Origin of the sequence: Lacticaseibacillus manihotivorans DSM 13343 = JCM 12514, from assembly GCF_001435035.1 — a bacterium.
GTDB classification, from domain to species: Bacteria; Bacillota; Bacilli; order Lactobacillales; family Lactobacillaceae; genus Lacticaseibacillus; species Lacticaseibacillus manihotivorans.
Map to the genome: position 1 here is coordinate 270 of NZ_AZEU01000305.1, position 5,096 is coordinate 5,365.

Below are 5,096 nucleotides of genomic sequence, written 5' to 3' on the forward strand. Positions count from 1 at the left end.
GACATGATCTGGATCTGGGACATAGTTGGTATCATCATCCGTTGTATCCAATGGATCACTTGGGTCACCTTGAGGCTCATTCGTGCCTACTGTACCGCTTGGTTGTTCAACCCCTCCAGGTTGTTGCGCCTTCGTGTAAACATGATCTGGATCTGGGACATAGTTGGTATTGTCATCCGTTGTATCCAATGGATCACTTGGGTCACCTTGAGGCTCATTCGTGCCTACTGTACCGCTTGGTTGTTCAACCCCTCCAGGTTGTTGCGCCTTCGTGTAAACATGATCTGGATCTGGGACGTAGTTGTTATCATCATCCGTTGTATCCAGTGGATCTCCAGGGTCACCTTGAGGTTTATTCGTCCCTACTGTACCGCTTGGTTGTTCAACTCCTCCAGGCTGTTGCGCCTTCGTGTAGACATGAATGCCGTCATCTAGTTGTACGACTTTTTCATACGTTACCTGAGTTTCTGCAGTAACAGAAGCGCCATTAATTGGACCCATGGATTTGAGCATGCCAATGATAGCATCATCAGTAATATCATTTTCAATATTGGTGCGATAGCCTGCCATTGTTGGCACATTGGCATCCGTCAACGCATCAAGGCTTTGTTCAACTTGCCAGTCTGAGTAGGAACTGTGCCCTTGTGAATCCGTGGTTTCCACGTAACTAACAACGGCTGTGCGAGTGAAATCTTCTGGAAGATTGTCTGGATCGCTATCAAAATCATCATCGGCATAGTCAAAGAAGACTTCGTTATTGAAGTTTACTTGCTTATGCTTGCTGGTGCTAGATGGAAAATAAACCACGGAAATGTTCCAATTTAACGTGGTACCATCAGTGGCTTGGCCAATTTGATCAGTTACCGCTTTGGTATCCAAAGTATCCTCGTCAAGACCAGAATTGTCCGTTAACGTCCCACTAACTTGAACCGTATATGTCGTGTTGCCAATTTTAGTGGTGGTTTCAACTGGAACATCATTAAATGGTGCTTCTAAAGAAATCCTACCATCGGCATTGGTATACGAAACAGTGCCATCGTCTTTGACGGTCGCAGTGAAAGTTGTCGATTTCGTTTCGGTATTTTTAGGGAGATCACTTTCAGGAATATCCGTTGGGTCGATCCCGTCTTTGTCAGACACAGATGTAGAGATGGTTTGATTAACAGTGACTGCTTTGGATTCAGGCGTCTTCGAAGTTGTGGTCGTTGTCGTATCGCCACCATCATCTGGGGTTTTCGTTGTGTCAGTTGACTTTGTCGGATTATTGCCAGGATCGTCGGGAACATTGGTATCTGGTGTTTTTGGATTCGTGTTGATTGGGTTGCCAGGATCCGTATTTTCATCGTACCCGTCGTTTGAACCATCACCGTTAATGGCACCAACAATACCACCGTATGCACCCACATTGGTAATCACATCAGAAGTTGGGGCTAGAACTACGGCATGGTTTTGATCAGGGCCATCAGCATTTGTGAAATTAATGGTATTGCCATTTGGCACAGACAGCACAATTTGATTGTCACCAGTTAAGAAATCCGGCTTAAAGTTTGTCGTATCTTGAAAATTGATGACACTAGAACCGGTGTAGTTAATGATGACATTTCCACCAGTATAAGCGGCTTGATTCTTCCAATCAAAAGTATAACGGTTACCTTTAAGTGTGTCTGAATTAATGGTGAAAACATAGTCCCCGTTTGCGTCTTTTACTGCTTTACTAAAATCTAGGTCGAGTTCCGTCGATGCGTTGTACTGATAAAATGAAACCGCTGCAGACCCATCAGTCTTTGAGTACAGTCCCATCAACTGAGTCGTAGCTGATTGTAGCCTCTTCATAGAAGAGGCAAATGAACCATCTGCAAATGAAAATTGCTTAAGCTGATTGATCAGTCCATTCGGAATGGAACCTGTCCCATTTAAATACCCATGATTAGCCAATAAAATCTGTGCATTAGTCGTTGGAAATGGCGCTTGATCACTGTCTTCAACTTTTAAACTACCCGCAATGATCGCACCAAATCCCGTATCACCTATCAACGTGTCGGCTTGGTTAATACTACCACCTTGGTTACCGCTCATATCGAGACTTGAACCAGAAATCAGAGGGGTCACCATCCAACTGATATTACCGTCTTCTCTGGCAGTTGACCCACCGTTAACGGATTGCAAACCATCTTTTTTTAAATAGTCTAAAATGCTTTGGGCATTGGTCTTACTGGTGGGATCACTCACGGCATCAGTAGGGTATCCCAAGCCAGTCAAAACGGTGTCGATACTGGTTTTTACAAAATCGGCATCCGGTGAAAGCGACCATGTATTGCCATTAAGTGTCAACTGTAAATGAGCCGCGGCAATCTTCTCAATTTCCGTGTTATCAATTTTGACAGTACTACTACCATTCGACGTGGCATCATAAACTGTACCTGCTTTGATGCCATCAGCGACCTCGCTATTTGATAGGTCAGATTGCCCGGCAGTATAAGTGTACCCTAAATCATCACTAGTCGCCTGCACCTCATGTACAGGACTCAAAAAGACCGCAGAAAATAAAGCGACGGGAATTGCAATTCCTGTTGCGATACTTGCTGCGACCCAATTTTTTCCATCTTTATATAACTTGTAATGGACTTTCTCATCGGATAAGTGTTGTCTCATTTCATAACCCCCAAGCGGCGACTGATCTCCCAAGATCCCATCATCCACGAAACAATCAAATTATTTAATTTTAAATGACTATACATTAACTTACGCCTACATTAAATCATTTATAATATCGAGTGTCAATTGTAGGAACGAATTTATTTCATGACAAGTATGTAATATTGGGAACCTGTTATTTGCGGGGTTATTAGACGAATCCCCGGCGGATTTATAAAGAGATTCAGGATATTTTCAACGACTAAATTGCACGTAAATAAGCCGCACAGTATTAAACTGTACGGCTTATTAATCCGTGAAAAAACATTAATTATCTGCTAATATCTTTTCTGTTTTCGCTTGTAATGCTTTAAAGGCAGTATCGCCGGCAACATTCTTCGTCAACGTCGAATCAACTGTATCTAACAAGGCATTGCGATAATCGCCATAACCGGCAAACACTGTGGATGCAAAACTGTCTTCACTGGCTTTCACCGCGGCTTTAAACCCGGCATTATCGGCTAAGAAACTTTGATAGTCGTCGCTTTGCACTGCCGCAGGGGTGACCGGCACATAACCGGATTTTTCTGCCCAGTATGCCGCTTGTTTTGGTTTCAACAGGAACTTCTGGAAGGCTTCAGCTCCGGCGAGTTGTGCTTTGGAAGCTGATTTAAAGACGACGTTATAGTTCCCGTTCAACACGCCTTGGTGCGAATCATTCACACTTGGAATTTGAGCCGTCGTCCAGTGCATGGATTTCGGTGCTTGTTGTTGAATCACTGGAATCGAAGCGGAGCTGGCGATCCCAAACACTGCCTTTTTATTGAAGAAAGCCGTTGAGAAATAGCCATCACTGCCAGCCGTCGATAAAATGCCGGCTTTGCGCATTGACAATAAGCGATCGACTTGTGCTAAAGTCTTGGCACTGTCGAGATTGGCCTTGCGCGCAGGCGTGATCAACGGGCTGCCAGCTTCATGAGCCATGGATTCCAAGGCAACATCATAAGAAGCGTCCAACGCGATCGTGGCGACACCTGACTTCGCTAAAGCTGGGCCCATTTTTTCGACATCATTCCAGGTCTTGGGAATGGTCAAATGATATTGCTTGACCAAATCGGTGTTCACAAACAACACTTGGGTCGAAACAGAGTATGGCAAGCCGTATTGCTTGTCTTGGTATTGCCCACCCGCCAAAAAGCTCGGATAAACTTGCGCAAGCGTCTTTTGCGACAACTTGAACGGTGTGATCAAACCAGTTTTGGCATAATCGCCGATATTGGTATTCGGCGCCTGCGCCATGGTTGGCAAGGTCTTGGACTTGGCAGCAGCCATAATTTTTTGTTGCAACGCATCGTAGCTACCCATCGATTGGGCCACCACTTTGTACTTCGACTGCGAGGCATTGAAATCTTTAATCATTTTCTGCTGAGCGGTATTCCAACTACCTGTCATGCGATGCCAGTATGTAATCGTGACTGGCTTAGCGGTCGACTTTTTAGCGGCGCTTGTACTGGAACACCCACTGATTGCCAACATCCCTGCAGCTAGTACCCCTAGCCCGAAACCTAATTTCATTTTACCCATGATACCCTCCTATGAACGAATTAATGTGATTGTATACGGGTATCTCGACACTGTCAAGTAATAGGTGTCTTGCTGGATTAAAAAAACCTTGCTGAGCGAAACTCAACAAGGTGATTCGTGATTCAAACGGTCAAGCGTTTTACCCCGCAAGGTGATCGCATTGCGCCCATTTTGTTTGGAACGATAGAGGTATTCATCAGCCCGACGATAAACTTCAAGGTGACTTTCATCTCCCGCCAACACCCGATCTTCGCCAATCGACACGGTCACATGCCGGGAGCCAGCCCCGACTTCAAACGCTAACTTGGCGATATTGGCTTGAATCATGCGGGTGATGCGTTCCGCTTCCTCAAGGGAATCATTGATATCGTAAACTAAAATGGTAAATTCTTCACCACCAGTACGATAAAGATCATTTTGATACCCAACTGCGTTCATCGTATCTTGCAACTGCTTGGCCACTGCTTGTAACACTTTGTTGCCATACAGGTGCCCATAGGTATCGTTGATGCGCTTGAAATGGTCGATGTCCAGCGTATATAAGGCAAATTTGACCCCGCGAGCCCGATAACGCAAGAAGGTATTTTCCAAATTTTCGGTGAACGCGCGAAAATTCTGTAAACCCGTCAAGTCGTCATACATCGCATCATGGGCAAAATGCTTCATCCGTGCAGCTTGCATATGGATCAAGGTGCCATATCCACGCACCACCGCCGCTTCAACGACCACTTGAAAAACTTGGGCCACGATGATGCCCGGACTCACCTGTTGAATCAAATTATCTGGTCCTAAGATCGTGAGTGCCACCCCAAACACGGCTAATCCTGGATTATTCATAGAATTTCAAAAAAGCAGCGCAATCCCATGATTCACACGGG

The 5,096-nt window shown here is 45.1% G+C and carries 3 protein-coding genes; all 3 read right to left on the reverse strand.

Annotation, left to right across the window (positions count from 1 at the left end):
• Positions 1–2,652: KxYKxGKxW signal peptide domain-containing protein (locus FD01_RS14710; RefSeq protein ID WP_156647333.1), on the reverse strand; the 2,652-nt coding region annotated here is incomplete at its 3' end.
• Between the two features lie 309 nt (positions 2,653–2,961).
• Positions 2,962–4,218, reverse strand: coding sequence for an extracellular solute-binding protein (locus FD01_RS14715; protein ID WP_054719531.1), 1,257 nt, complete (start codon positions 4,216–4,218; stop codon positions 2,962–2,964).
• Between the two features lie 102 nt (positions 4,219–4,320).
• Positions 4,321–5,055, reverse strand: a complete 735-nt coding sequence (locus tag FD01_RS14720; protein WP_056965078.1) for a GGDEF domain-containing protein — start codon at positions 5,053–5,055, stop codon at positions 4,321–4,323.
• Positions 5,056–5,096: the final 41 nt, after the last annotated feature.

What these genes read in the sequence shown, in the direction of transcription:
- FD01_RS14715 (WP_054719531.1), bottom strand. Translation starts at nt 4,218, where the DNA reads ATGGGTAAAATGAAATTAGGTTTCGGGCTAGGGGTACTAGCTGCAGGG.
- FD01_RS14720 (WP_056965078.1), bottom strand. Translation starts at nt 5,055, where the DNA reads ATGAATAATCCAGGATTAGCCGTGTTTGGGGTGGCACTCACGATCTTA.